General features: G+C 28.8%; 19 protein-coding genes. 9 read left to right on the top strand and 10 right to left on the bottom strand.

What is annotated here, in order from left to right; translation table 11 throughout:
* The first annotated feature begins 219 nt into the window (after window positions 1-219).
* Window positions 220-753: a septal ring lytic transglycosylase RlpA family protein gene (locus BUA86_RS03010; RefSeq protein WP_072929719.1), complete on the top strand. Its 534-nt coding sequence runs from the start codon at window positions 220-222 to the stop codon at window positions 751-753.
* Between the two features lie 58 nt (window positions 754-811).
* Here BUA86_RS03010 and BUA86_RS03015 read toward each other — a convergent pair whose 3' ends face one another.
* The 3 genes from BUA86_RS03015 to BUA86_RS03025 all read right to left on the bottom strand — a co-directional run bounded on the left by BUA86_RS03015 (window position 812) and on the right by BUA86_RS03025 (window position 4,617).
* The gene (locus tag BUA86_RS03015; RefSeq protein ID WP_072929720.1) at window positions 812-1,861 is read right to left on the bottom strand and encodes a hypothetical protein; all 1,050 of its coding nucleotides are present in this window, start codon (window positions 1,859-1,861) and stop codon (window positions 812-814) included.
* A 175-nt stretch (window positions 1,862-2,036) separates the two neighbouring features.
* Window positions 2,037-3,164 (bottom strand): hypothetical protein, encoded by a 1,128-nt coding sequence (locus BUA86_RS03020; RefSeq protein WP_072929722.1) that lies wholly within the window; start codon window positions 3,162-3,164, stop codon window positions 2,037-2,039.
* A gap of 412 nt (window positions 3,165-3,576) precedes the next feature.
* Window positions 3,577-4,617: an asparaginase gene (locus BUA86_RS03025; protein ID WP_072929724.1), complete on the bottom strand. Its 1,041-nt coding sequence runs from the start codon at window positions 4,615-4,617 to the stop codon at window positions 3,577-3,579.
* A gap of 114 nt (window positions 4,618-4,731) precedes the next feature.
* Between BUA86_RS03025 and BUA86_RS03030 the strand changes: the two genes are divergently transcribed.
* The 4 genes from BUA86_RS03030 (at window position 4,732) to BUA86_RS03045 (ending at window position 9,164) form a co-directional block, all read left to right on the top strand.
* Window positions 4,732-5,562, top strand: coding sequence for a hypothetical protein (locus BUA86_RS03030; RefSeq protein ID WP_072929726.1), 831 nt, complete (start codon window positions 4,732-4,734; stop codon window positions 5,560-5,562).
* 148 nt (window positions 5,563-5,710) lie between these two features.
* Window positions 5,711-6,553: an OmpA/MotB family protein gene (locus BUA86_RS03035; protein ID WP_072929728.1), complete on the top strand. Its 843-nt coding sequence runs from the start codon at window positions 5,711-5,713 to the stop codon at window positions 6,551-6,553.
* An 88-nt stretch (window positions 6,554-6,641) separates the two neighbouring features.
* Window positions 6,642-7,940, top strand: a complete 1,299-nt coding sequence (locus tag BUA86_RS03040; protein WP_072929730.1) for a cation:proton antiporter — start codon at window positions 6,642-6,644, stop codon at window positions 7,938-7,940.
* Window positions 7,941-8,111: 171 nt separating this feature from the next.
* Complete coding sequence (locus BUA86_RS03045; protein ID WP_072929732.1) at window positions 8,112-9,164, top strand: T9SS type A sorting domain-containing protein; 1,053 nt, start codon at window positions 8,112-8,114, stop codon at window positions 9,162-9,164.
* 109 nt (window positions 9,165-9,273) lie between these two features.
* Here the strand turns inward: BUA86_RS03045 and BUA86_RS03050 are convergent, their stop codons facing one another.
* The 3 genes from BUA86_RS03050 to dnaN are packed head-to-tail and all read right to left on the bottom strand — an operon-like array spanning window position 9,274 to window position 13,300.
* Window positions 9,274-9,705 (bottom strand): META domain-containing protein, encoded by a 432-nt coding sequence (locus tag BUA86_RS03050; RefSeq protein WP_072929734.1) that lies wholly within the window; start codon window positions 9,703-9,705, stop codon window positions 9,274-9,276.
* Window positions 9,706-9,718: 13 nt separating this feature from the next.
* Window positions 9,719-12,145 (bottom strand): phenylalanine--tRNA ligase subunit beta, encoded by a 2,427-nt coding sequence (gene pheT, locus BUA86_RS03055; RefSeq protein WP_072929736.1) that lies wholly within the window; start codon window positions 12,143-12,145, stop codon window positions 9,719-9,721.
* 36 nt (window positions 12,146-12,181) lie between these two features.
* Window positions 12,182-13,300: a DNA polymerase III subunit beta gene (dnaN, locus tag BUA86_RS03060; protein WP_072929738.1), complete on the bottom strand. Its 1,119-nt coding sequence runs from the start codon at window positions 13,298-13,300 to the stop codon at window positions 12,182-12,184.
* A 261-nt stretch (window positions 13,301-13,561) separates the two neighbouring features.
* Between dnaN and BUA86_RS03065 the strand changes: the two genes are divergently transcribed.
* The 4 genes from BUA86_RS03065 to BUA86_RS03080 all read left to right on the top strand — a co-directional run bounded on the left by BUA86_RS03065 (window position 13,562) and on the right by BUA86_RS03080 (window position 18,231).
* Window positions 13,562-13,840 carry a GNAT family N-acetyltransferase gene (locus BUA86_RS03065; RefSeq protein WP_072929740.1) on the top strand — a complete coding sequence of 93 codons (279 nt, stop codon included), beginning with the start codon at window positions 13,562-13,564 and terminating at the stop codon, window positions 13,838-13,840.
* Window positions 13,841-13,846: 6 nt separating this feature from the next.
* Window positions 13,847-14,473, top strand: a complete 627-nt coding sequence (locus tag BUA86_RS03070) for a carbonic anhydrase (protein WP_072929742.1) — start codon at window positions 13,847-13,849, stop codon at window positions 14,471-14,473.
* Between the two features lie 192 nt (window positions 14,474-14,665).
* A complete protein-coding gene (locus BUA86_RS03075; RefSeq protein ID WP_072929744.1) occupies window positions 14,666-17,476 on the top strand; it encodes a hypothetical protein in 2,811 nt (936 codons plus the stop codon).
* A gap of 5 nt (window positions 17,477-17,481) precedes the next feature.
* Window positions 17,482-18,231: an SDR family NAD(P)-dependent oxidoreductase gene (locus BUA86_RS03080; protein ID WP_072929746.1), complete on the top strand. Its 750-nt coding sequence runs from the start codon at window positions 17,482-17,484 to the stop codon at window positions 18,229-18,231.
* Window positions 18,232-18,296: 65 nt separating this feature from the next.
* On the opposite strand, the gene BUA86_RS03085 is transcribed toward BUA86_RS03080, so the two are convergent.
* From BUA86_RS03085 to BUA86_RS03100, 4 genes are read right to left on the bottom strand one after another with little or no spacing between them, the layout of a single operon-like run.
* Window positions 18,297-21,614 carry a S8 family peptidase gene (locus BUA86_RS03085; protein ID WP_072929748.1) on the bottom strand — a complete coding sequence of 1,106 codons (3,318 nt, stop codon included), beginning with the start codon at window positions 21,612-21,614 and terminating at the stop codon, window positions 18,297-18,299.
* A gap of 24 nt (window positions 21,615-21,638) precedes the next feature.
* A complete protein-coding gene (locus BUA86_RS03090; protein ID WP_072929750.1) occupies window positions 21,639-22,010 on the bottom strand; it encodes a hypothetical protein in 372 nt (123 codons plus the stop codon).
* A 25-nt stretch (window positions 22,011-22,035) separates the two neighbouring features.
* Window positions 22,036-22,488 carry a GNAT family N-acetyltransferase gene (locus BUA86_RS03095; RefSeq protein ID WP_072929751.1) on the bottom strand — a complete coding sequence of 151 codons (453 nt, stop codon included), beginning with the start codon at window positions 22,486-22,488 and terminating at the stop codon, window positions 22,036-22,038.
* Window positions 22,489-22,538: 50 nt separating this feature from the next.
* On the bottom strand, window positions 22,539-24,914 hold the full coding sequence (locus BUA86_RS03100; RefSeq protein WP_072929753.1) for an outer membrane beta-barrel family protein: 2,376 nt from the start codon (window positions 24,912-24,914) through the stop codon (window positions 22,539-22,541).
* Window positions 24,915-24,988: the final 74 nt, after the last annotated feature.

Raw genomic sequence — 24,988 nt, forward strand, 5'->3', positions numbered from 1 at the left:
AAGTTGTTGATTATCAATAATAAACATTAAAAAAATATCTTTTTGTTAAAAAAATTAATAAATCAATGTTATTTTAACATTATTTTAACAAACTCTTGAAGAGTACTAAAACTGCTAAGTAGAGAAGATTATTTAATTGTAAATTACTCTATTAGAATAATTCTAAATAAGAAGTGATTATCTACCCTAAATTTGCAAAGTAATCAGAAAATCTAAAGGATGACGAAAAACATTATAGCTTTGATAGCGATGTTAATGATTTTTCCAATAGCAAATGCTGATGGTAAAATTTTTAAAGACTCTGGTAGTAGCGCCACAAACACTATGCCAGATTCAGCAAAAAGGTTTAGTAAAGATTTTGATAATGATACAATCTTAAAGAAAGATACATTATCAATTGAAGATGAAAAGTTAGTTGGAGAACTTATCGAGAATAGTGCTCGAAAAATCTCAACTGGAGTTGTCTCTTGGTATGGAGACAAATTCCACGGACGCAAGACAGCTAGTGGTGAAAAGTATGATAAACATGAACTAACAGCTGCCCATAAGTCTTTACCATTTGGTACTAAAGTAAAAGTTACGAATATCAGAAATGGTAAATCTGTGGTTGTAGAAATCAACGACAGAGGTCCATATGCTAAATCTAGAGTTTTAGACTTAAGTCAAGCAGCATTCAGCGAAATTGGACACACCAATACAGGTGTGATGCAAGTTGAATATGAAATTATCAAAAGCGAAGACGAAAAGAACTAAGATGTTCAGAAAAAACAAAAAAAGGCTGTTCCTATTGAGCAGCCTTTTTTAGATTTTATTAATTATTTAAACGAACTGGTTTTCTTATTAAGACCGTAATTCTGTTAACTTTATTTATACTAACTAAACCTTCCTCTGCCTTAGTATTTCTTGCAAAGTTTGGATAATTCGTAATGGGGATATTGTGAAATAAACTCCAGTTAACAGGAATTGCGAAGTTTGTTTGTACATTGCCTGTAAATGTTACAGGAACAGAATAATTGATTAAAGAGCTATTTTTAGTAGTTATAACAAGAATATCTCTTCTACTTCTTGGTGGAACAATTATCTTGTTTTCCATTTCAAATCTTTCTGTAGATTCTTTTGTATCAGTTAGTGATAACGAACCGCCTAATGTAAAATCTAAGTTAACACCACCTTTTATTCCTTCTATTGCTGGAATACTAAGGTTAATATTACCTCCTACTTTAACTGATGCAGTAACAGTAACAGTTTTAGATGTTTTACGTGTTTTTGATATAGTATAATTAAACTGATCAATTTTTTGGGCATTGTCAGGGTTTGTAAACCTAAAAACATTAGAATATTCACTAGGTAATAGGACACCATTCTCAAGAATTTTAATTACAGGCTTTCCTATCTTTATATTAACATTAGCCATTTGAGTAAAATTTAATTGATGACCTATACCAGTAGCAAAAGATTGATTAAATCTTACTCCAACTGGAGCCATACCATTAATAGTAAGATCATTCATTAATTTTAAACGACCACTAAAAGTACTTGTATCGTATCCTATATCTTTTAAATGTTCTCTTGTTAATGGAGTTGATTGTGCATTAATAGGTCTTTTTTCGTTTAAATTGTCTATTGAATCATCAAAATCAGAAAGATCATTATCTTGAAGAATTTCCCAACCATTTTCTAATAATTTTTCTATAGTTACAGGTCCTTCTATTTTTGTGTCTTCTATATATTCTACCTTCTTAGAACTCATATCATCATCAGCACATGAATTGGCTATTAATAGAGAAGATGCAAAAATGATTTTACTTAGGTTTTTTCTAATGTTTACTTTTGGTAAACTAAAATGTGTAAAGTTTTTCATAATAATAGGTTTTTGGGTTAATTATATTTGTTCTTTAACCAAGATAAAACCATTAGTTTTTGCATTCGGTAAATAAGTATTTATAGTCAGATGATAATGTTAAATTTTTAACTTAATAAAAAAATCTGCCTCATAATTGAGACAGATTAATATGTTTTAAATTTATTTAAGATGTTTATAATTTGCTTGAAGGAGACAACCAAACTCTAGTATTTACAGTATTAAATATTTCTATACTACCACTTTCTTCTTTTATATTAGCCACTTTATTCATAAATTCTGGAACTCTATCAATATTTGTTCGCCAAAAGTAGTGACCGTTTGCTGGTGAGGGAAAGTTTGTTTGAGTAGCACCTCTAAAGTAAACAGGGATTTTGTAAGTAGCTGTTATTTTTTCTTTTACTAAAAAAACTTTAATATTAACTTTACTTTGACTAGGCACTTCGAATGTGTGGCTACCTCCTACTGTTAATTCATTATACGTTTCACCTCCATCTTCGGTTTGACCACCTACAGTTACATCAACATTAAATGTTTTAGATGCAAAAAGAGGAATTCCAACTTTAAATTTACTTGCAACTTTAACTGATCCTGAAACAACTTTTTTCCATATTGATTTATGACCTTGTTTGTAATCATATCTTGAAGTATGTGTAGAATTTCTTCGTCCTGCATTTTCTATAGTTTCATCAAGGATAAGATCAGTATTATTTGTTTGTACTGATCTTTGATTATATACTATTGGTTCTCCTGTTAATATAGTGACATTAGCCCTAGCAGTTGTATTTCTGTCGTCACATTTTCCTATACAAAGATTATTATTAAATCTAACTCCATCCGGTCTAGTGCCGTTTATAGCAAAAATATTTTTAATTTCCGTTCTACCATACATGTATTGTGGTTTAAAACCAATATCTTTTAAATGGTCTATTGTTAAATCAACTGGTCTTTGTTGATTTCTTGCAATTTGTTGGCTTTTAGAGTTATTTTCAACTGTAGATAAGTCTATATCATTGTTTACGAAAGTCCATCCCTTTTTTAGTAATTCTTTTTCTTCGTCAGAAAAATTTTCACTAATCATTGGTTTAGTAGGAGTTTCTCTTTCTTCAGAGTGATTTTCAACTTTCGTACTATTATCATCATTTGCACATGAAACAGATAAGAGTAGAATAGATGTTAAAGCAACTTTACTTAATGTTTTTTTAGATAATAATAAATTAATAGAGGTAGATGTACCTTCATTATTTTTTAGTTTTTTGTGGATAGTTACATTTTGTAACATCAAGTTTTTAAATTTTCTCATAGTAGTAGAATTTTTATAAATATTTTTTTTGTTAATTATTTGTAGCTAATCTAAATAATAAATTTTAAAAACTAAAAGATTTAACTAGTTAATATTTAGTTAGTTATTTATTTTATTTGCTTTTAAGTAATGTTAATTATGCTATAATTTTAATTTTTAAAAAAACGGTAAAAGGGTTTATAAAAAATAAAGTAAATTATGATTATAACAAGGATTGAAGCTAAAATCCTTCTTTTAAAAAAATATAAAAATGTTAATATGCAATAAAGGAAGAATGTAATAAAAACGAGTCAGAAAAAACTTTTGAAAAACTTTGAGAAAAAAATAAGAATATGGGATAAAAAGGTAAAAAAATAACAATGAACCCTTTTATGTAAAAGTCCATTGTTATATAAATTTTTATGTGAATTTATTAATTAGAATAAAAATGGTGTCTTAATTCACCTTTTAAATTAGATTCGTATTGTTTTCTAAATTCGTCTCTATTTAAATTTTGCCCTAATAAATAAATCGCTTTTGTTATCGCAGCTTCCATTGTTAAATCAAAACTAGAGATAGCACCCATTTCCAATAATGCATCACTTGTCGCATATCTTCCTATTTCCACCATTCCACCAGCACATTGTGTATTGATAATTAGATGTATTCCTTTTTCAACTTTTTCTTTTAATAAATCTATAAACCACTGATCTGTAAAAATATTTCCTGTCCCAAATGCTTCAATAATAAATGCTTTCATTGTAGGAGCATTTAAAACGCTTTCAATAAATGAACGATTCATTCCAGGGAAAATTTTTAAAACTCCAACGTCAGCATTCAGATTTTTATTGATAGATAAAGTTTTAGAAGATTGTTTCTTTAGTAATAAATCTTCTTTTACTTCTAAATGAACACCCGATACACCTATTTTTGGATAATTTGGAGATTCGAAAGCATCAAAGTTTTCAGCATTAATTTTTGTAGCTCTATTAGCTCTAAATAATTTATACTCAAAGTAGATGCATACTTCGTTAATAATAGGACGATTATCTTTTTGTAAGGAAGCTAATTGTATAGAAGTGATAAGATTTTCTTTTGCATCTGTGCGTAAATCACCAATTGGTAATTGAGATCCTGTGAAAATAATAGGCTTGTCCAAATTATCAATCATAAAACTTAATGCCGAGGCAGTGTAAGCCATCGTATCTGTTCCATGTAAAACAACAAAACCATTATAATCGTTGTAATTTTTTTCGATTGTTTCTGCAATATTAATCCAATATTCAGGTTTCATGTCAGAAGAATCTATTGGTGTTTCAAAACTATAATAATCAAAAGAACAATCTAATAAATTTAATTCAGGAATTTGTTTTAGAAGATTATCAAAATTAAATGGTTTAAGAGATTGATCTCCATAATCCTTTGCCATTCCAATTGTTCCTCCTGTATAAATTAATAAGATTTTTGTTTGCATTGTTTTGATTAAATTTAGGATAAAAATAACCAATAAAAAAAATCTGTACAAGACCTTTTATAAACTCTTAGATTTTATTACATTGTTGTGGATTTAATAAGTGAATGTAGAGCGATGAAAAATATATTATTAGCCACTATAGTTTTATCTTCTTTTGTGAATGCACAAGTAGAGGAAGGTTTGTTTGAAGTAGAGTATGAGTTGAATGGTCAAGATCTTAAATCATTTGCATTTACTACAGAAAACTGTCAACCAGCTACAATTTATAAGTCTTGGGAGAATTGGGTATCTAATAAAGAAGGCTCTTCTAGTTTTCTAAAAAAGCACGAAGCAAGTAATATTCAATTTAAAAATTCGCAAGATGTTTATAAATCCATAATTAGCGTAGTTGAAGAAGAGAATGGAAAAACAACAATTATCAACACGTTGACAGATCAAAATGGAATGACATTTAATCAGAATTCACTAGAATTTGATAAAATTTATGCTAGTCTACATGATTTGTCTATACAAACAAAACAAGCTTGCGTTAGAAACGAATTAAAATTAGCAAACGAAGGTTTAATTCGTTTAACAAAAGATAATGCAGATGCACAAATGAAAAAGGGTGCATCTATAAAGTCTTATCTTAAAGATAGTAATTCGTTATTAAAATTAGAAAGTCAAAAACAAGAACTAACAGCTAAATTAGAATTAGTTACTAATCAATTAGAACGAACTGCTGATGATAAAACTGTAGATAAATTAATGAAGAAGAAATTGAAGATAGAGAATAGTTTAAATTCAATAGAAAGTAAAGTAAGCAATTTAAATACTAAGATCCAATCAGCAGAAGAAAATGATAAAATTTTGGATACTAAGATTTCTCAATTATCGTTACAAATTCAGCAACAAAGAAAGAATAATGATAGCCTAAAAAAGAAGTATAATTCTATTGTAGAATAGTTATAATAACTTCTTTATTTAATAATAAGAATAGTTATTTATCTCGCTAACTTTTAGTTTCTTGGTTTTGTAGCACGGTTTTTGAATATTTTTAGGTTCAATATAAAATAATAACATATATTCGTATAACTGAAATAAAAAAATAATTATGAAAGTTTCAATTTTACCAGTAGCGGTAATCGCTGCTTCGACATTATTTAGCTGTGTTAGTCAAAAGAAATATGATGAATTACAGACTAAATTTAATTCTACGTATTCTGAGAATCAAGGATGTCAAACAGAATTAGCTGTAACTAAAGCTAAGTTAGCAAATTTTGAAAACAACCAAGGTCAGTTCGAAAATACAGTTCAAAGCGAGAGAAATCAAATTAAAGCTTTACAAGAACAATTGAAAAACTGTATCAACGGTGGTTCTAAAAATGTTTCTGAGTTAGTAAAAGAAATCAACGAGTCTAATAAGTATATTAAACATTTGGTTAATGCAAAAAGCAAATCAGATAGTTTAAATATGGTTTTAACAAACAACTTAACTCGTTCTTTATCTAGTAGCGAAGCACAAGATGTAGATGTAAAAGTATTGAAAGGAGTAGTATACATTTCTTTAGCTGATAACATGTTATACAAATCTGGTAGCTACGAAATTTCACCAGCAGCAGGAGAAACGTTAAGTAAGATTGCAAAAATTATTAATGATTATAAAGATTACGATGTATTAATTGAAGGTAACACAGATAATGTGCCAATTTCTAAACCAAACATCCGTAATAACTGGGATTTATCTGCTTTAAGAGCTTCTTCAGTTGTACAATCTTTACAAAATCAATACGGAGTTAATCCTAAGCGTATGACAGCAGGTGGACGTGGAGAATACAATCCATTAACTACAAATGGTACTGCAGATGGAAAATCAGCAAACCGTCGTACACAAATTATTATCTTACCTAAATTAGATCAATTTATGGATTTAATTGGGCAAGCACCAAAAAACTAATTTAATAAAACATCAGTTTTATATAGAAAGGAGTACTGCTAAGTGCTCCTTTTTTCGTACCTTTTCGGGAAATTTTTAATCAACATAAATGGAACTATATTATTCTTTTTCTGCCTTAATTGTACTTGCGGCAATATTTTCATATGCAAACCTGCGGTTTTTAAAACTTCCTGGAACAATCGGAATCATGATTATTGCGATGCTTGTATCGGTAATTATCCGTGTAGTAGGTAGCGTTTTTTTTCCTAGCGTTAGTAGCGAGTTTTTACAACTTTTTAATAGTTTAGATTTTAATGAAATATTAATGGGTGCGATGTTAAATTTTCTGCTTTTTGCAGGAGCATTACATGTAAACATTTCCGATCTTAAAAATCTTCGTTGGACAATTGGTACTTATGCAACAATTTCTGTTGTTATATCTGCCTTTATAATTGCATCTATTTTACATTATATTGCGCCTTTCTTTGGTATTCAAATACCATATATTTATTGTTTACTGTTTGGTACATTAATATCCCCAACAGATCCTATCGTCGTTTTAGGAATCTTAAAACAAGCAAAAGTTCCGAAATTAATAGAAACTAAAATTACAGGTGAATCATTGTTTAATGATGGTGTTGCCGTTGTAATGTTTGCTGTTGTTTTACAAGTTGCTACCAATACCAATTTTGAAGTTTCTTGGCAATCTATTTCTTTATTATTTTTAGAAGAAGCTGGAGGTGGAGTTTTATTAGGATTAGTATTAGGTTTCTCTGCTTCTAAAGCATTAAAGAAAATAGACGATTATAAAGTATCTGCATTAATTACTTTATCTATTGTAATGGGAGGATTCTTAATAGCAAAAGAACTACATGTTTCTAGTCCTTTAGCAATGGTTATAGCAGGTTTAATAATAGGTAACTATGGACAAAAAGTTGCGATGTCTGAAACAACAAAAGATTATTTAAATAAATTTTGGGAGTTGATAGATGAGATTATGAACGCTGTTTTATTCTTATTTATTGGATTTGAATTGTTACTTATAGACGATATTTTTAGACAAATTTTATTAGGAGTTGTTACTATTTTTGTAGTTCTGCTTGCTCGTTGTTTATCGATTGTAATACCAGCCAGAACAATTTTACGTAGAAGTACATTCTCTAGAGGATCTCTTATTATGTTAGTTTGGGGAGGTATTAGAGGTGGAGTTTCAATTGCTCTAGTTTTATCTATGCCGAACTCGGAATGGAAAGAATTACTATTAGAAATTACTTATATCGTCGTTTTATTTTCTATTGTTGTACAAGGTTTAACAGTAGGTAAAGTTGCTAAACGTGTTCTAAAAGATGAAGCTGAAGAAGCAAAAGCCGAAGAAGTTGAAGAATACATGACTTCAACTAAATTATAAACAGAATTTAAAATTCTAAGATATAGAGCAGTTATCATTTTTGGTAACTGCTTTTTTTATTTAGAAAACGTATAGATGAATGAGATATCCAATTGTTAAAGTTTTATATTTTTTTAAATATATTATATTTAATTAGTCTAAATAAATATATTTGCAAAATAAAATTAACACATGTATAAAAAAACTTTACTTCTTGTCGCTTTATTTAGCGTAGTAATACTTAATGCTCAAGAAAAGCAAACAGCTGGAAATACAGTAGGAGATACTGGTCTAGTAACGTTTACATACCAAGGAAATAATGTAACATATAAAACTGTTAGAGCAGCCGATGGAAATGAATGGTTGCAACAAAACTTAGGAAGCTCTCAAGTAGCAACTAGTATTGGAGATGAGCTATCATTTGGAGATTATTTTCAATATGGACGTTGGGATGATGGACATCAATTAAAAGATTCTGAAACTACAGATGTTTACCCAACTCCTAATAACCCTTTGGGATTAGGTAATGGTAGTCCATTATTTTATGTTGGAGGAGGAACTCCTTGGTCTGCAAATTATGAAGGTTGGTTTGCTAATCCTATGCAAAATGATGATTGGTCTGCAAAGAGTCTTTCAGAAGTAACGGAGCACAATGGAATGGATCCTTGTAAAGCAATTGGTAATGATTGGGAAATGCCATCGGAAATGGATTGGGATAATGTTATGCAAAAGGAATTAATATTTCCTAAGCCAGATAATGTTACAAGAGGAATAGATAGAGGATTTAAAAGTAATCTAAAAATAGCTGGAGCAGGATCTAGAAAAGATTTAGGTTGGAGTTTTGTTGGAGCTAGAGCATACATTTGGACAAAAACGGCGAGTAAGAATCCTAATTTTTACCGTTATGTTTATTTAGGTGCCGCAACATCTAGTACAACTGGATTTGGAGGAGATGCTAAGAGCTTTGGTTATTCTGTAAGATGTGTTAATAAGACTGCTACATTAAATACAAACGATTTAATAAAAGATACTCAAAAGGTAGAAGCCGCACTTAACCAAAATGAACTAAAGATTGTTTCTTCTGTAAAGATTAAGCAAGTAAAAGTCTTTAATTTGAATGGTCAAATAGTTTTGACGTCGAATCAAAACCTAATTAATATTTCTCATTTAAAACCAGCAGTATACTTAGTGTCTGTTGAAACTGTAAATGGAAAAGAAACTAATATGAAAATTATGAAAAAATAAATTTCATATCGGAGATTTTATTTTTGTTTTAGCCGTTGCATTATGTAACGGCTCTTTTTATATAAAAAAAGCTCCAAAATTTGGAGCTTTTAAAGATTATTTTTGAAGACTATGTAGTCTTTAATTTCATTAATAAAATGTTTCCTTTATAAAGATATAACTCTTTACCTGCAATTTCATAGCGGTTAACATTCTTAAGAACTGATAAAAAATCTTGCTCAGCTTTTAAATTTGGACAAGCCATTTTTGTTTCAGAAAAATTTCCAAAAGTAATAGTTCCGTTTGTTTTCGCGATTGTTGCATTAAAATTATTACAACCAGAAAATCCACTAACTTTTGAGGCACTTTCATCTATAACCATAGATATATTTTTATCATATAATCCCTTTACAGTATTATTATCGCCAACCAAAAACCATTCTTGATTAGAAATAGATACTTCTGGTTTAGCTTTAAGTTTAGCTGTATTAGTATTTGTAGAACATGATGTTGCTACAAAAGTTGCTAAAAGTGTTGCGCAAAAAATAGTTGAAATCTTCATAATTAAAAATATTTTATCTTAATTCGGCACTAAATTTATCTTGATACAATTTAATTAATTTATTCATTAATTGATCAATTTCTTGATCACTTAATGTTTTATTTTCATCTTGTATAACAAAACTCAACGCGTATGATTTTTTACCCACTGGTAATTTATCTCCTTCGTAAACATCAAATAAATTTACACCTTTCAACAAATTAGATTTTACTTCTTTTGTTGCTTTGTATAAATCCTCATATTTTACAGTAGAATCTAGTAATAAAGCTAAATCACGGCGTGAACCTGGGAATTTAGAAATCTCTTTATATTTAAGATCGTTCTTATTTGCTAATTTAACGATAGTATCCCAATCTAATTGCGCAAAGAATGTATCTTGATTTACACCTAATGCCTTAGCTAACTTTTTAGAGATGATTCCTAGTTTTCCTAAAGATTTATTTCCAGAAATAAATTCTATTCCATCTAAGAAGTTATCATCTTTTGCAGCTAATTCATCTGTTACATGAATATTTAATCTAACAAAAATTTGTTTTACTAAACCTTTCAAATCACTAAAAGATGCTTTACGAATGTTTCCTGTCCAAGATTCGTTATTAAAGTTTCCTGAAAGAACAATTCCTAAACATTTTTTCTCTTCGTATACTTCGTTGAATTTACGGTAAATTTTACCAAATTCAAATAGTTTAACATCAGTGTTTCTTCTGTTTACGTTGAATGCAACATTTTCCAATAAACCATTTAACAATGTACGACGCATAACTGCTAAATCAGCAGAAAGTGGGTTTAACATTGCAACGCTTTCTCCTTCTGGATAAAAGAATATTTCTTGGTATTCTCTCTTAGTTAAAGAGTTGTTCATTGCTTCATTAAAACCAAAAGAAGTTAATTGACGAGCAATAAAATCTTCAATTTTATCTGGACTAACTTTTTGATTTGGAATATATGAGAAAGAGAATTTAGAAGGGATTTCGATATTATCGTATCCATAAATTCTTAAAATATCTTCTATTAAATCAACGTCACGTTGTACATCAACTCTATATGCCGGAACTTCTAAATCTAAAACACCATCATTTTCAGATAATATTTTAATTTCTAAGTTTTCTAAAATAGCTTTTATTTTATCTTCAGCGATTTCTACTCCTAATAATTCAATAACCTTTTTTAAACGTAATTTTACATTAAAATTCTGAATAGGATTAGGATAAACATCTTCGATATTTGAAGCAATTTCAGCACCAGCAATTTCTACTAACATTAAAACAGCTTTTTTCAAAGCATCTACTGTAGTATTAGGATCTATTCCTCTTTCAAAACGGAAAGAAGCATCTGTATTTAATGCATGCGTTTTTGCACCTTTACGAATTGTTACAGGTTCAAAATAAGCAGCTTCTAAGAAAATGTTTGTCGTAGCATCTGAAACACCAGAATACTGACCTCCGAAAACTCCTGCGATACACATCGGTTTATTTTCGTCACAAATCATTAACTCGTGCCCTTTCAACTCTCTTTCAACACCATCTAATGTTGTAAATTTTGTTCCTTCTGCTAATTTCTGAACGATAACTTTATTTCCTTCAATTTTATCAGCATCAAAAGCATGTAAAGGTTGTCCTAAATCGTGTAAAATATAATTTGTAATATCTACCACATTATTAATAGGAGATAAACCAATTACTTTTAAACGATTTTTTAACCAATCTGGAGATTCTTTAACTTTAATATTTTTTAAATAAACCCCAGCATATCTTGGTGCAGCTTCTGTATCTTTTACTTCTATAGAGATAGGATTTTTTCCGAAATCTGAAGTTGGATAATTTGAAACATCGTAATTTTTGAATGTAGCATCAATATTACGTGTTTTTAAGGCTGCATATAAATCTCTAGCAACACCAAAATGAGACATTGCATCTGCACGGTTTGGCGTTAAACCAATTTCTATTTCGTGATCTATTTCGTCGTTTCCGAAAAGTTGAGAAGTAGGAGTTCCTGGTTTTAAATCATCAGATAAAACTAAAATTCCAGAATGGTCAGTTCCAATTCCTAATTCAACTTCCGAGCAAATCATTCCGAAAGATTCCTCTCCACGAATTTTTGCTTTTTTTATTTTAAATTCTCCTTCTGTAGAAGGTAATATTGTACCAACAGTAGCAACAGGAACATTTTGTCCTTCTGCTACATTAGGAGCGCCACAAACAATTTGTGTTTCTTTTCCGTCTCCTAAATCTATTTTAGTAACTTTTAATTTATCAGCATTTGGATGTGGAACAGCTGATAATACTTTACCAACTACAACTGTGTCTAAATACTTTTTAGCTCCACCTATTTGTTCTACACCTTCAACTTCTAATCCTGTACTTGTTAAAGTTGCAGAAATTTCTTCAAGAGAAATATTTGTATCAATATAGGTTTTTAGCCAGTTATATGAAATTTTCATTTTATTTTATAATAAATAGATGTATTCTGTTATTAATTATGCATTTAGCATAACAGGCATTACTAACATTAAGATTTCTTCACCTTCTTCTAAACCGTCAACTGGTTTTATAATTCCAGCACGATTTGGTTCAGACATTTCTAATGTTATTTCTTCTGATTGTAAGTTGTTTAACATTTCAATTAAAAAACGAGAATTGAAACCGATTTGTAAATCTGTTCCATTGTAATCACAAGGAAGTCTTTCTTCTGCCTTATTTGCAAAATCGATATCTTCTGCTGAAATTGTTAATGAATTTCCAACTAATTTCAATCGAGCTTGATTAGTTGTTTTGTTAGAGAAAATAGCGACACGTTTTAATGAAGTTAAAAATAAATTTCTATTAATAGTTAAAACATTCGGATTTTCTTTAGGGATTACAGCCTCATAATTAGGATATTTTCCATCAATTAAACGACATGTTAAAACGATATTTTGAAAAGAAAAACGTGTATTTGTATTGTTATATTCAATTGTTACATCGTCATTATTTCCACCTAAAATATTCTTAAGTAAGTTAAGAGGTTTTTTAGGCATAATATATTCCGCCGTCTGTAGATCTTCTAATCCGTTGCGTGTATATTTTACTAAACGATGTGCATCTGTTGCAACAAATCTAAAAACATCTGCATTTGCTTGGAAGAATACTCCAGTCATTATTGGACGTAATTCGTCATTTCCTGTTGCAAAAATTGTTTTTACAATAGCTTCAGATAATACATTTGCACCAATTGTTGTAGAGCTAGCATCTTCAATATCTGGTGTTTGTGGATATTCGTTGGCATCTTCAAATGCTAATTGATAATTTCCTTGTTCCGAGACAATTTCCAATGTATTTCCTTCTTTTTGTATAAAAGTAAGTGGTTGTGCTGGAAAAGTTTTTAAGGTATCTGTTAAGATTTTAGATGGAATTGCAATTTTTCCATTATCGTTAGATTCAACTTCTAAAGTTGTTGAAATTGTAGTTTCTAAATCAGAACCTGTAATTGTTAATTGATTTCCATCCAATTCGAATAAAAAATTATCAAGAATTGGTAATGTGTTGTTAGAGTTAATTACTCCACCTATTAAGTTAACATTTTTTAATAACGTGTTGCTCGATACAATAAATTTCATATGAAGAATATTTCCTTAAAATATCTAACAAATGTATAAAATAATCAAGTAAAAACGCAGAAAGTTATACATTAAATATATTATGCTATGTTTTGTTATTGAAAATCAACTACAAACGATTTTTGCCTCTATTAGGTAATTTAATTATATTTTTATTTTATAAAGAATTTTACCTGACTTAAATTTGTATTGAATTAACAGTTTGTTGTAGACAAAATTTTGGTCAGATATTTGTCGTACTATATTTCTAAAATAACATTTATGAAAATTGAACTGAAATTAAACGGTAAGAATGGTGTTTTTGAACTGCTTAATGATGATGATAATGCTGTTGGAGAATTAACTTTTATGTTAAAAGAAGAACAAATGATTATTAATCATACTGGGGTTAATCCAGAATTAAGAGGGCAGGGCTTAGCAGAGAAATTAGTTTTAGAAGCTGTAAATTATGCCAGAAAAGAAAATTTAAAAATTATCCCATTTTGTAGTTATGTAAGTGTTTATATCGGTAAACATCCAGAGGTACAAGATGTAATATAGAAAATTATGAATTTAGAAAAAGTTTTTGAACACAATCAGGAGTGGATTAATATGCGTTTAAATCAAAACGAAGCATATTTTGATAATTTATCATCTGGTCAAACTCCAGAAGTATTGTACATTGGTTGTTCGGATAGTCGCGTTACAGCAGAAGAGTTATTAGGAGCAGAACCAGGAGAAGTATTTGTACACAGAAATATTGCAAATATGGTTGTTGGAATTGACCTTAATACAACATCAGTTTTAAATTATGCTGTAGATCATTTAAAAGTAAAGCATATTATTGTTTGTGGACATTATAATTGTGGTGGTATTAAAGCTGCAATGGTTCCGAAAGACTTAGGAATTATGAATCCTTGGTTAAGAAATATACGAGACGTTTACCGCTTACATTCTGATGAGTTAAATGCTATTGAAAATGAAGGAATGCGTTACAATCGTTTAGTAGAACTTAATGTGCAAGAACAATGTGTAAACGTTGTTAAAAATCCTTTTGTACAACGTGCAATGGAAAATGGATTGGAGGTTCATGGTTGGGTTTTCGATTTATTTACAGGAAAATTAATTGACCTAAAATTAGATTTCGATTCTATTTTAGAAAACATAAAAGAAATTTACGATATAAATGAATAGTTATTAGATTTTTAATAACCTCAAAATTTATATGTATTTATAATTTATATCACAATAAACATCAGTTTGTTGTGATATTTTTTTAAATTGTATTTATAAAAAAAAGTGTAAAAAATTGTATTGTTATAATTCAATAATTAACATTTTTTAAGGCACAATATTTGTCTTTTTAATTACATTATAATAACATCGATGATTAAGAACAAATTGGTAAAAAGAGCAAGTATTATATTGCTTAGTATTATTGGAATACTTTTTATTTTAAGTTTTTATATAACTTATTTTTTAAATAGTCGTTTACCTAAAATAATTGCGGAAAAAAATGACACAGCTTACAATTTAAGTTATGAAAATTTAAACTTCTCTATTTTCAATTCCTCTTTATCATTAAAAAATGTAGAAGTTTCTCCAAAAGATTCAACTTCAATTAATGATTCTATAAAGTTTACAGGAAAAGTAAATGAAATTAATATTGTTGGAATAAATTTTATAAAGCTAATTGTTCAAAAAGAAGTTTCAGCTTATTCAATTAATATTAATGATCCTCTTGTAAATTATTATCTTAAAGATACAAAAGACTCTATAAAAGAAAAGAAACGTGAGATTAAAGTAGGAGATCGTTTTAATGTATCCAATTTAAATATCAATAATGGAGAATTTAATTTGTATTCTCCTGCTGGTAAAAGGCATTTAGCCAATGTTTCTAATTTCGATATCAATTTTAAAGGAGTTCGCTTTAATGAAAGAACAGTCAATAAAAAAATCCCATTTGGTTATGCTGATTTTGAGATAAAGCTAGATTCTATGTTCTTTGTAATTAAGGATAAACAAATTTTAAGAGCTAAAAAGGTAAAACTAAACATGGATACTTTCGAGTTAGAAAAATTTACAATGAAACCTTTAAAGATTAACGGAAAACTATATGTTCCGAATGATTCCGAAGCAGATTTATTAGACATAGAGTCGCCTTATTTATCTCTAACAAAAATGGATTGGGGATTTACAAATGAAGATAAATTGTTTTTTGAAACAGATTTAATTCAGTTTAAAAAACCACGAATTACAATTATTACTGCAAAACCAGCCAATAAAACAGAAACAAAAAAAATACAGTTAAAAACTGATGATGCAGATTTAATAAACATTAAAAAGTTTAAGATAGATAATGGAAAAATTAAAGCATTATTCTCTAATGCGAGAACGGTAAAATATGCTGTTAATAATGTAGACTTATCTATAGAAGGAATTCGTATGAACGAGTTAACACGAACAAATGAAATTCCGATCGATTATAAAACTTTCCGATTAAAATTAGATTCGATGTACTACAGATTGAATGAGATGCATATTTTAACGGCTTCTGATTTCGATTTAACTGAAAAGAAAGTTGTATTGAAAAACTTTAAAATGAAACCTTTTATTTCAAAAAATCAATTTAATAATCGATACACAAAATCGAACACTTTACTAGATGTTGAAGCACCACTTTTAACTTTAAATAATAACAGTTGGGGGAAAAGAAATGGTGAATTTTATTTTCATACGAACTCTATTAAGCTAGATAAAGTTGATGTAAAAATTATCGATCAGAAGAATAAACAGTCAGTCATAGAAAAAGAAATTAAGAATAAATTTTTAATCAATTTCAATTTAGTAGTTGATACGATTCAAATAAAAAATTCTCACTTATTAGCAGATAAGAAATTTGATTTTAAAAATGTAGATTTAACAGTTTTAGGTTTAGTAAATGTTTATGGTAAGAAATTATATGCAAAAGATATGATTCTTAAAAATCCAGAATTTACAATACATGGAAATGCTGAATCGGAAAATAAACCAGTTAAAAAAGAAAAGAAAGGTTTTAATGATTTTATAGAAGTAAATAATATTCGATTAGTAAACGGGCAGTTGGCTATTATTCCATTTCAGGCAAACAAACCAAATTTGTATGTGAAAAATATTGACTTTAATCTTCAAAAATTAAAGATAAATCCTAATACATTAAATGAAAATGTTCCATTTCATTACGAATCTATTTACTTAAAATCATCTGGTTTAGATTATGATTTAGGAAAAGTATATCAATTAAATACATCGGATTTTTATTATAAAAATGGAAAATTTGTATTGAATAAATTAAAGTTCATTCCAAAAATTTCTCGAAAAGAATATACAGCATCATTAAAAAAACAAGCCGATTTATTTCATGTAACAGTTAATCAAATTGCTGTAGATGATATTAAATGGGGATTCTTACCGAATAAAAAACCATTCTTTAAATCTAACCTTGTAAAATTAAATGAAGCAGATGCCGTAATTTATAGAAGCCTTGTTCCACCGAATGATTTAAGTAAAAAGACATTGTTTTCAGAGAAATTAAGGAATCTAAAATTTGGTTTAGAAGTAAAACGTTTAATGCTTGTTAATTCTAAATTAGCTTATGCCGAAGAAACAGAAAAAAGTGTAGGCGCAGGAACTTTGTCGTTTACCAAAGTAAATACTACTGTTTACAATGTTAATTCGGGCTATCAGAAAAAAACATTACCTGATGTTGTTGTAGATTGGAATTCAGAATTTATGACAGGAGATTTAAAAACAAAATGGACTTTTAATCCGATGAATACTTCTGAGAAATTTAATATAAAAGGTTCCATAGAAAATCTTACAGCTAAGAATCTTGATCCTTTCTTAAAGCCCTATTTAAAGGTTTCTGCTGAAGGTGATTTAAATAAAATACTATTTAATTTTAATGGAAATGATATTGATGCTAGTGGAGATTTCGGAATTTATTACAATAACTTAAAAGTTAATGTTTTAAGAGAAGACGGAACCAAAAGAAAATTTTTATCTGCAATAGGAAATGCAGCGGTTAAAAAAGATTCTAGGGGAGATGTAAAAAATGAGAAAGTAGAAAATGTCGTACGAAAACAAGACAAATCATTTTTTAATTTCTTTTTAGCTTGTATCTTAGATGGGCTTAAAAAAGCATTACTAATTATTTAAAAGAAATGAAAAGAACAGTTTTTATCACTGGAGCTACATCTGGAATTGGAATGGCTACAGCAAAAAGTTTGGCCTCAAATTATCGTTTAATTTTATGTGGAAGACGTCAAGAACGTTTAGATGAACTTCAGCAAGAATTAAGTCAATTAACGGAAGTTAAAACGATTCAGTTTGATGTGAGGGATAAGCAAGCTGTTTTTAATGCAATTGATAATCTTGAGGAAGATTGGAAAACAATAGATATTTTGATTAATAATGCTGGAAATGCACATGGATTAGCGCCTTTTGATGTTGCAGATTTAGAAGATCTTGAATCGATGATTGATATTAATGTTAAAGGATTAATTTATGTTTCGAAAGCAATTATTCCATTGTTAAAAAAATCGACTAATGCACATATTGTAAATATTTCTTCTATTGCAGGAAAAGAAGTTTATGCAAATGGTACAACATATTGTGCTTCTAAAGCAGCAGTTGAATCTTTGAGTAAAGGTATGCGTTTTGATTTATTACCTTATGGAATAAAAGTTTCTAATGTTGCTCCAGGAGCAGTTGAAACAGAATTTTCTTTAGTACGTTTCAAAGGAGATGAAAGTCTTGCAGGAAATGTATATAATGGATTTCAGCCATTAGTAGCAGAAGATATTGCAAATGCTATACAATATTTATTAGATCAGCCGGAACATGTACAGATTGCAGATGTTACAGTTTTCCCGAAAGCACAAGCAAGCGGAACGACTATTTTTAGACAGTAAATCTAATTTTATTACATAAAAAAACTGAGCAATTGCTCAGTTTTTTTATGTGTATTAATCAAAAATTAATTTTTGATTATTTTCTTAGTAACTGTACCATTAGTTGTTTTTATTTCTACAATATAAACACCTTTTGCTAAATTACTTACATTGATCTTATCACTAGATTGTTTCACTTCTGTTTTAATTACAGATCTACCAGCTACATCAAAAATATTGATTTGAGCATTTTTAACATTCGATGGTAAATTAACTGATAATTCATTTACAACAGGGTTAGGATAAACAGCTAATTGAGAAAGTGTATTATCTAAATTAGATAAAGTAGTGTTTGTAGATAATAAGTATCCTCCAAATCCTACAGCATCTACTGTAACTTCCCAATATTTATATGTATCATTCCATACCACTTTATCAGCTGTAAGTTTAGTATTAACAGGAGAAGTTCCATAAGAAGCTGGGTTTCCAGTATTATCATTACTTGTTCCTGCAAAATAATGTACAACTACATTTGCTTTGTTTGCTTCGTCTGTTGAAGAAGTAGGTAATTTTACTGTAGCATTTGCGTTGTATGTATCAAAATCTGCTTGTGAGTAAAATAAAGTTACTTTTCCAGTAGAAATGTTATTATTGTTTGTTGCATTAACTTCTATTCTTCTTTGTACAAAGTTTACTAAATCTGAATCTATCCAAACTTTAGCAGTTGTATTTCCAGAAATAGGAGCTGCACCATTTGCTTCTACTCTTGTAATTAATTCGCATCCATTTACAAAATGATTATAACCTAAATCTACAACTTGTGTAGCAGTTTTAGAACTTGTAGCTAATTGTTTTACAGCTGGTAAGTCTTCATATACAGCTGCACGGATTTTAGCATTGTATTGAGGAAGATTATTAAATGAAGCACCATCATTAGTAGAAAAATACGTTTTTCCTGTTGCATTTATTGAATCAGAACCTAAAATTGTATTTTGACCTACAGCTTTAACTACTACAAAGAATTCTTGTCCAGTAATAAGGTGTATATTTTGATCTGCAAAACTTAAGTTATTCCAACCAGCTTGTTCTAATGTTTTGATGTTGTTAATTGTTTTTGTCGCAATTAAATCACTAGGAGTACCTGTTGCATTTACTTTTCTTATTTCAACAATCAATGGAATAGTAGTAGCTGTATTAGTATTATAGTTTCCTAAGAAATATGTTACATTTCCTAATTTACCAGTAGCATTTGCAGTAAGTTTTACAGCAACATTTGCTGAAGTACCATAATTAAGAGCATTAGTTCCGTTTGCAGTTCCCCAAATATATGATAAATTATCACTTGCTGCAGTATAGTTAAAACTAATAGGACAAGAAGTATTATTATTTGATTTGTTTACTTCTGCGCTAACGGCCTTATAAATGTTTAATTTTCCATAACCAAACTCATTTGTGTAAGCATTAGTTGTGAAATTATCTTTATTCACATTCTCTATTAAACGTTGTTTTACTTCTTTAGCAGTTAATTGTTTATTAGCTTGTAAAAGAAGTGCTACACTACCAGCAACAGCAGGAGAAGACATACTTGTTCCTGTCATTTGCGAATAGTACTTACCATCAATAATATATGGATCCGTAACATCTTTTGTTTTAGCAGAAATAACGAAAGTACCACCAGCAGCAATATCTGGTTTTCTTGCCTCATCTGCTCTTGGTCCTTTAGAACTAGAAGAGTTTAATGTTTCCATTCTTGTAGTACCAGCACTATAAGTACCATTAGCACTAGGAACACTACTATTTACAGCAAAGGCTACATTTCCAACATAGTTGGCAACTGTAATCGCTTCATCTGCCGTACCAGGAGATCCTATAGTATAATTATTATCTCCTTCTGGGAAAGTTGTATTAGCTACAGTAGTATTAATAGAGTATAACCATCCATCAAATGTCAGAGATCTATCCGAAGTGTTTTCAATAGCTAATTCATATAAACCTTGTGAGTTTGAAGTATTATTCACTCTTGCTGCGATCAATTCTATCACATTTTTATCTGAATCAGAATAATTATAGGTTGTTAATCTAGTAATATTATCACCAGAACTATTCTTAACATAATTAATACTTCCAGATATAGTATCATATTTTTGAATGAATGTATTTCCGTCTGGTCCTTTTATTGAAGCAGTTATATCTTCTAAGTCTTTGTTGTTTTCTTTTGAAAATGCAGCAAATCCAAATACAGGAAGAGCTGTTGTAACACTGTTTGCACCTACTTGAATTTTAAATATTTTTTTCTCACTTGGAGCTAATGCAATCCTTTGATGTATATTTCCTATTCCCTCATTTCCTGCAGAAATTACAGCAATACGTCCTGGACCAGAGTTTGCAAAATCGTTAACTTTTATTTCATGTTCAGTTTTTCCATCATGTGCACTACCATGTCCACCGATACTCATATTAACAACGATAGGTTTACCTTGTTCATCTGCTATTTTTTTAAAATAGTCTAATGCAGCTATTGTATTTGTAGCAGGGAAGCCTCCGTTTCCTCCTTTTACAATAACTAAAGTAGCTTCGGGAGCCATACCTTTGTGTGGCGCTCCATCTAAAGCAGAACCATTACCAGCAGCAGTTCCAGCAACGTGTGTACCATGTCCATTAATATCTTTCTCTCTGATATAATTTGCAGGTGTACCATCTATCTCATCATTGATATGAGTTTGTGTGTATTCTACTCCGAAATTAGCTGTGGGATCAGTATATATATTAGGAGAATTCTCACTAGCATTAGGTGTTAATGTTTGATCCCAAATACTAAAAATACGAGATAGTTTTGTTACAGGATCAATAAAATCTGGATGTGTAAAGTCAATACCAGTATCATAAACTCCAACTAAAATATCTTTTCCTGTATAATTTGTACCATTTAAAACTCCACTTTGTAATAGTGCAGCTCCAGATTCAATTACATTCGATTGATTGTTTAAATAATCAATTCGAGGAAGTTTAACTCTAGAAGCATTTTTATTACTACGTAAAAGATTAAGATCATTTTCAGAAAGTAAAGCAGTAACAAAATCTTTAGATTCAGATTGTATTATAAAACCATCTTTTTTTAATTGATCAGCATTTTTAGTGTAAATAATTGCTTGATAATATTCTTTTACAGTTCCATCTGGTGAAATTAAAGATGTAATAGGCAATACTTCGTCATTTATTAAAGTATTACTAGTTTTTTGAGATAGATTATTTTTTCTCTCTTTAATAAGGTTTTCAAATCTTGGATCTATTTTATATTGTGCAGATGCATATCCACCAGCTAATAATAAGAGAGAACCTAAAAGAGGTAACGATCTTGATTTTATTACTTTAAAATCAGTAAGTTTTTGTAAATTTTTAATCATATTGTGTGTGTATAAAATTAGTTGTTAGTTTAATTTGTCATCATGTAAGTAATCCATTTTTGGTAGAGAGATTGATTTAACAGATTTTAATTGGTATATTTTTTCTAAATCTTCTTTTTTAATAAGCGCAGTTACAAATCGTGTAGATTTAGATTGTACAGCAATTCCTTTTTCTTCTAATTCGGAAGGATTATCTGTATAAATAATAACAGAATATACATTCATATAACCTTTGTCTGTTTTTACAACAATAGGTTTTGAATTCTCTAAATCTTTTACTGTAATTCTATGTTGAAACATTTTCTGTTCAGATTTGTCTTCGTTCTTAATAGCTTGATTAGAATGACAAGAGGTATTTAAAACAACAATGGAAAGAATAAGTATAAGTTTTTTCATAATCTAAATAAGTTTTATTGAAAAATTAAACAATGTGTTTCTCGAAACAAACGCTACTTTCCACATGTTCATATTGACCATAGTTTCTAATTTTTTTGTAATTAGATTTCTCATAAAGAGCAATAGCTTCTGGTTGTTTTAAACCTGTTTCTAAAATACATTTGTCATAACCTAATTCCGATGCCCAAGTTTCTAATTCTTTTAGAACCCTAGTTGCGCCTCCTTTTCCCCTGTAACTTTCTTTTACGTACATTCTCTTTACTTCCATTATATTATCTGCATAATGTTTTATTGCTCCACAACCAATAGGTTGGTCATTAAAATAAGCAACAACAACATGTTGAATTAAATCGATTTTATTATACTGAGCAAAGAAATCATGTTCTTCTCCATCTCTTATTTTTAAATCTAAATCTAATTCCTTTACCAAGCTAGTAAAATGGATATTTGTAGAATCTGTACGTTTTAAAGTTATCATTATGTCATATTATTGTAAACTAATTATCTCAAATCTAATAAAAAAAACGTTTAAATTCTATTTTGTTCAGTTGTTTTTTTAATTTCTTTTACATCTTTTAATTTTTGATTCCCAAAATTGTATTTTAAGTTAATTAGAAAGTATTGTGTGTCGCGATAATCCTTGAAGTATTGATTTTGATTTGCATAGCGTGTAGAGATCGTATTACGGTCAGTTCTAAAAATATCATTAAAGGTTAATCCTATTTCAAATTTCTTGTTATTGAATTTTTTATTAATAATCGTGTAGAGATTTTGTGAAGAGCTAATATTAAAAGAACCTTGTATCGCTTTAGAATTATATCTGTATCCAACAAAAACATTAAATGTTTTGGCTTTATCAATGTCGAGTTGAGTATTAAGATTTAAATGATAAAAGAAAACATCATTTTTATAAAGCTGATTTTCCATTTCATCAGTTTTCCCAAAATAATAATTCTGGTTGTATTCTCCCATTGCAAATACATTCACTTTCCACCATGATTTTAAACTGATACTTTTAGATAAATTAGCTCCTAATGCTTCTCCATTTTTAATGTTAGTAAAATTATAAACTACAATATTATCAGCATTATTTTGATAAGAGATTTCCATTGCAGGATCTTTTTCGTAACGATAATAAGCTTCAAAATTCCAATCGTTAACAGTATAGGACAAACTTAAATTGTGAATAATTGTCGATTTTAAATTTGCATCTCCTTGGAAGTATGCATATAAATTATAATATGATTTAGATGGATTAAGAAAGCTATAATCAGGTCTATCAATTCGTTTTCCATAATTAAAACCTAACTGTTTCTTATCATTAAAAGAATAAGTAAGATAAGCAGTAGGAAATATATCCGTTCTTATTCTCTTGTTATTACTCAACGGATTATTAGATGAGGTATCAATCCATGTAGATTCTGTTCTTAAACCTGCTTTTGCTTCCCATTTATTCCATTTATAATTTCCAGAAACATAAAAAGCAAGAATTTGTTCTTTGTAATTAAAAAGATTACTTTTTTCAGGTTGATAAACAATATCATTATCTATTCTTTCATAAAATTGTAATGAATTATCATTTAATACATGACTATATTTTGTTCCAGTTTCTAATCCATAATTATCAGCATTAAATGAATAATCAATTTGAGTTGAATATAATTTTACATCTTGTATATTATTCGTTCTAAACTCATTTTCATTAGAAGGTTGATCTTTAAAATTTAGTTGCGTTAAAACACCTTGATTTTCTTTGTAATGACTTAAACTAAAATTGTTGGTCCATGTAAAATTGTGTTTACCAATCTTCTTATCATAAATTAAATAAGAATTAAAACGATTTGTGTATTCGTGGCGATTGTTTTGTGTAAGATAATTAGATTCAATTGTATTAGTATCGATGTTATAAATACTTGTAGGAACCTTATAATTTCCGATAGAGGCAGGATTGTTAGACCCATTAAGACCAAATTGAATATTCTGTAAACTATCTATAGAATATTGTGAAGCAAAATTGTAAATATGTTGTTCCTTAGCTACAGTTCTACGGATCATATCACTTTCCCATTTTGTTCTTTGTTGTTCATAGGTTACAACATCTAAATTTTTTCGGATGTATTTTCCATTTACAAAATAGTAGCTTCCTGTTAATTGCCACTTATTTTTATTATAGGTTTGCGATGTACCTAACATTCCTTTAGAATAAATAGATTGATGATAGCGTGCATACAACATTCCTTTGTATCCTGTAAGTGTATTATTCTTCATTTTTATATTAATAATAGCACTTCCAGAAGCTTCATATTTTGCAGGAGGATTTGTAATTACTTCTACAGCAGAAACGGCAGAGCCCTCTGTGTTTTCTAATAATTGTTTTAACTGATCTTGTGTCATTAATGTTCGTTTATCATTAATTGTAACTAAAATCTGTGTATTACCACGAACACTTAATTGGTCATCTTTTGCTAAAACATTCGGCGTGTTTTTTACGATATCCCATGCACTGAGATTCTGAAGAGGAGTATTTTCAACATTAAATTCTAGTCGATCAATCTTTCTTTTTAACATCGGTTTTTGACCAGAAATAGATACTTCTTTTAAATCTATGGTTTCATCTTTTAATAAACTAATTTCTATACTATTCTTATTTTGTTCAAAAAGTTGTTCAAATGGTATAAAACCATATTCTTTGATGTATACTGTATATGTATCTGCTTGATTAAGATCAAATATGAAATTTCCATTTTCATCAGATTCTAAATTAAAATTTTCTTTCTTACTTGTTTCAATTTCAATAGAAATAGATGAAAGAGGTTGCTGCTCATTATTTACAATTTTTCCTGTAATTGTTTGTGATAAAACAAAATTTGGAAGAAGAAATAGAAAATAAATAAAATTTTTCATGGGTTATATATTTTCAACAAATCTCATTTATATCTGTATCAGAATCGGTTAATGAACGGTTAACGATGAGTTAA

Origin of the sequence: Chishuiella changwenlii (genome assembly GCF_900142565.1) — a bacterium.
Classification (GTDB): Bacteria; Bacteroidota; Bacteroidia; order Flavobacteriales; family Weeksellaceae; genus Empedobacter; species Empedobacter changwenlii.